The sequence below is a fragment of the Isoptericola sp. NPDC057191 genome, assembly GCF_042670225.1.
Classification (GTDB): Bacteria; Actinomycetota; Actinomycetes; order Actinomycetales; family Cellulomonadaceae; genus Isoptericola.
In genome coordinates this window covers 1-4,787 of sequence record NZ_JBHUWC010000242.1, presented here as the reverse complement: position 1 = coordinate 4,787, position 4,787 = coordinate 1, and the positions used below count along the sequence as shown (strand labels likewise).

1 pseudogene is annotated in these 4,787 nt (G+C 70.4%); it reads right to left on the bottom strand.

What is annotated here, in order from left to right:
* A pseudogene (locus ACFT55_RS19085) lies at positions 1–4,574 on the bottom strand (hypothetical protein); the annotation flags it as partial.
* Positions 4,575–4,787: the final 213 nt, after the last annotated feature.

Here is a 4,787-nt window from a genome sequence, read left to right as displayed (position 1 = left end):
GTCGCGTCCGCGGTCGCGGCAGACGACGCCGCAGCCTCAGCCTGCGACGACGCGTTGCCCTCAGCTGCAGCCGACGTGTCAGCCGACGCCGCAGCGTTCGTGTCGTCGTCACCCTCGGTGTTCGCCGCAGCAACGGCAGCAGCCTCAGCTGCAGCGTTCGCCTCGGTGTCCGCCGTGGTCGACGCGTTGGTCGACGCCTCCGTGTAAGCCGCCGACGCCGCAGCAGCCTCAGCGTCCGCCGTCGCGGCGGCCGAAGCCGTCGTCTCAGCATCCGCCGTCGCCGCAGCAAGAGCAGCCGGGCTCGCGTTCGCATCCGCAGCAGCCGACGCCGACGCGTTCAGGTTCCCGTCCGTGTCCGCAGCAGCAGCGTCCGCCGTGCCGTCGGTCTCGGTCGAACCCTCGGTAGAAGCCTCGGTCATGCCCTCGGTCGCAGCAGCAGCCTCGGTCGTGCCCTCAGTCGAACCCTCGGACGAGGCACCCGCCGAAGCATCCGCCGTCGCAGCCGACGACGCAGCAGCCTCAGCCTGCGAGGCGTTGTCACCCTCCGCAGCAGCGGCCTGGTCGGCCGTCGCAGCAGCGTTGGTGTCGTCGTCACCCTCGGAGTTCGCCGCAGCAACCGCAGCAGCCTCAGCCGCAGCGTTCGCCTCGGTGTCAGCCGTCGTCGACGCATCGGTCGACGCACCCGCCATCACGTTGGCCACCGCAGCAGCCTCAGCTGCGGCGGAAGCGTCAACCGTGCCCGCAGCCGAAGCGGTCGTCGCCGCATCCGCCTCGGTGTACGCCGCAGCCTCAGCAGCCGGGTTCGCGTTCGCGTCCGCAGCAGCCGACGCCGACGCGTTCAGGTTGCCCGACGCCTCGAACGCAGCATCAGTCGAAGCGTCCGAGCTGGAGGTCGCGGTCGCCGCCGCCGAAGCAGCAGCCTCCGCGGCCGTCCAGTTGTTGCCCTCCGCAGCAGCCGACTGGTCCACCGACGCGCCGGCGTTCGTGTCGTCGTCACCCTCGGTGTTCGCCGCAGCCTGCGCCGCCACCTCAGCCGCAGCGTTCGCCTCGGTGTCAGCCGTGGTCGACGCCTGTGTAGACGCCTCCGTCAGCGCAGCAGCCTGAGCCGCAGCCGACGCATCCACCGTGCCCGCAGCAGTCGTCGCCGAGTCAGCCTCGGTGAACGCCGCAGCCTCAGCAGCCGGGCTCGCGTTCGCGTCCGCAGCAGCCGACGCCGACGCGTTCACGTTCGAGCCGGCCTCGGTCGAGCCCTCGGTCGTGGCACCCGCCGTCGCGTCAGCGGTCGCGGCAGACGACGCCGCAGCCTCAGCCTGCGACGACGCGTTGCCCTCAGCCGCAGCCGACGTGTCAGCCGACGCAGCAGCGTTCGTGTCGTCGTCACCCTCGGAGTTCGCCGCAGCAACAGCCGCACCCGAGGCAGCAGCATCCGCCTCGGTGTCAGCCGTGGTCGACGCGTTCGTCGATGCGTCGGTGTACGCCGCCGACGCCGCAGCAGCCTCAGCATCCGCCGTCGCGGCAGCCGAAGCCGTCGTCTCAGCATCCGCCGTCGCCGCAGCAAGAGCAGCCGGGCTCGAGTTCGCATCCGCAGCAGCCGACGCCGACGCGTTCACGTTCGAGCCGGCCTCGGTCGTGCCCTCGGTAGCAGCAGCCGCCTCGGTCGTCCCCTCGGTAGCAGCAGCCGCCTCGGTCGTCCCCTCAGTCGAGCCCTCGGTCGAGGCACCCGCCGTCGCGTCCGCGGTCGCAGCCGACGACGCAGCAGCCTCAGCCTGCGAAGAGTTGTCACCCTCCGCAGCAGCCGACGTGTCAGCCGAGGCCGAAGCGTTCGTGTCGTCGTCACCCTCGGTGTTCGCCGCAGCGACCGCAGCAGCCTCAGCTGCAGCGTTCGCCTCGGTGTCAGCCGTGGTGGACGCCTGCGTGGACGCCTGCGTGGACGCCTCCGTCAGCGCAGCAGCCTGCGCCGCAGCCGACGCGTCCACGTCCGCAGCAGCAGACGTCGCCGAGTCAGCCTCGGTGAACGCCGCAGCCTCAGCCGCCGGGTTCGCGTTCGCGTCCGCAGCAGCAGACGCCGACGCGTTCAGGTTCCCGTCCGTGTCCGCAGCAGCAGCGTCCGCCGTACCGTCGGTCTCTGACGTGCCCTCGGTAGCAGCAGCGGCCTCGGTCGTGCCCTCGGTCGTGCCCTCGGTCGAGGCACCCGCCGTAGCGTCCGCGGTCGCAGCCGACGACGCCGCAGCCTCAGCCTGCGAAGCAGCGTTCGCCTCCGCAGCAGCCGACGTGTCGGCCGACGCCGCAGCGTTCGTGTCGTCGTCGCCCTCGGTGTTCGACGCAGCGACCGCAGCGGCCTCAGCTGCAGCGTTCGCCTCGGTGTCAGCCGTGGTGGACGCCTGCGTGGACGCCTCCGTGTAAGCCGCCGACTGTGCAGCAGCCGACGCGTCCACGTCCGCAGCAGCAGTCGTCGCCGAGTCAGCCTCGGTGAACGCCGCAGCCTCAGCCGCCGGGTTCGCATTCGCGTCCGCAGCAGCCGAAGCCGACGCGTTCACGTTCGAGTCAGCCTGCGTCGAACCCTCGGTCGAGGCACCCGCCGTAGCATCCGCCGTCGCAGCAGACGACGCAGCAGCCTCAGCTGCAGCGTTCGCCTCGGTGTCCGCCGTGGTCGACGCCTGCGTCGACGCTTCCGTCAGCGCAGCAGCCTGAGCCGCAGCCGACGCATCCACCTGCGCAGCAGCCGACGTCGCCGAGTCAGCCTCGGTGAACGCCGCCGCCTCAGCCGCCGGGTTCGCGTTCGCGTCCGCAGCAGCAGACGCCGACGCGTTCAGGTTCGCGTCCGCCTCACCGGCAGTGTTCGTGTCCGTCGAGGCCTGGCTGCCATCGTCGACCACCGTGAACCCCACGTCGTCGAACGTGGTCTTGCCCTCAGTGCCGTCGCCGACCACCTGCCGAGCGATCAGCGCGTTCTCGCCCACCCGAAGGCCCTCGACCGTCAGCGACCACGTGCCGTCCTCACGCACAGTGGTGGTACCACGCTCAATACCCTCAATGTCCTTGAGGTCCACCGTGGCACCAGGCTCACCCGTACCCCACGCAGCAGCGCGCGGGTACACCCGCTCGCCCTGAGCCGGCTTCGTGATCATCACGGGCTCGTACACCTCGCCCGAGGCATCCGACGTACCCGAGGACTGCGTGCTCGCCGACGCACCCGCACTCGTCGTCGCGTCCGTCGTACCGTCGGTCGACGTCGTGTTCGTCCCGTCGACCGATGCCTGCGTCGAGCCGTCGGTCGACGTCGTGTTCGTACCGTCGACCGATGCCTGCGTCGAGCCGTCGGTCGAGGCTCCGCTCGTGGAGTCCGCCGTCGCGGCCGACGACGCAGCAGCCTCAGCCTGCGACGCGTTGTTTCCATCCGTGGCCGCCGACGCCTCCGCCGTCGCCGCAGCGTTCGTGTCGTCGTCACCCTCGGAGTTCGCCGCAGCGACCGCAGCACCCGAAGCCGAAGCGTTCGCATCGGTGTCCGCCGTGGTCGACGCGCTCGTCGAGGCGTCCGTGTAAGCGGCAGCCACGGCCGCGCCCTCGGCATCCGCCTTCGCAGCAGCCGAAGCCGTCGTCTCAGCATCCGCCGTCGCCGCAGCAAGAGCAGCCGGGTTCGCGTTCGAGTCCGCAGCAGCCGAAGCCGACGCGTTCACGTTCCCGTCGGGGTTCGTGTCGGGGAACATCGGGTCCGGAACGAACCAGTCGAAGGTCTGGTCGGTCGCGCCCCAGTTCAGGTCCGTCTTCTCGTAGTCCGAGCTGGGCCTGTTCGGGTCGCCCCAGGAGTTGGTGCCAAGGACGCCGTCACCGGTGGTGTCAATCGCGTCAAGCACCTGAGCGATGTACTGCGGGTTACCCTTCGCGTTCACCTCGACCGTGCGGAGGGTGCCGTGCGGGTCGTCATAGGCCTGCTGCTGCGGGTTCCACTGGGACTTCGCTTCCCACGTCCACATCGTGCAACCGCTGCTCGCCGGGGCGAGAGTCAGGGGCTGGTCGATCAAGGAATCCGTGTTGACGGCGACGCACTGCCCGGCGAAGGGGCCGCTCAGCACGGTGATCGGGCCAGTGTGACCGGGCGCGGGGATGCGCAGCTGGACCGCCCCCGCTGCCGGCTCCGTCGACGTGGTCGACTGGTGGATGCCGGTGATGACATTCAGCCCACCGTACGGCAGCGAGGCTGTGCCGAGGGTGATGTACCGGACCACGGGGTCGTAGCCACGGACGCGCGCGTTGGCGACCAGCGGACCTTCAATCCACTCGGCGCTGGTTTCCGTCGCCAGCGCACCCGACAGTGCCTGGTTGGCGGGCGAGGTGCTCGCCGAGAGAGGTGTCTTGAACTCCGCGGCGTGTGCCGCTCCTCCGACCATGCCGGAGGCGGCGATCACGGCTGCGGCACCGAATGCCGCACCACGCTTCAGGCGACGCTGGGCACTGGGTGCCAGCAGCATCTTGGGATCGACTTTTTGAACCAACTTCTCACTCCACTTCAGGGAAAAGATCCGGCCGGGGACTTCTCCTGACGGGTGCGGCATCGTCCGACTTGCGGCGTCCACCCACACCCGCCTGGGTCCATCGAGATCGACGGCGGCTGACACAGGGCAGACGCCGTCGATTGCCGACGATGCAGCAGAGCCGCCCCCGCTCCCCGCGCCTCACATCTGCGCCAAAGCCGGTTGAGTAGTGGCTGGAGTGGTTCCAGGACGGGACACGGACGATCCCGTGAACTTCCCCGAGACGCGACGACGGCCGGCCGCCCCCCGCGGGGG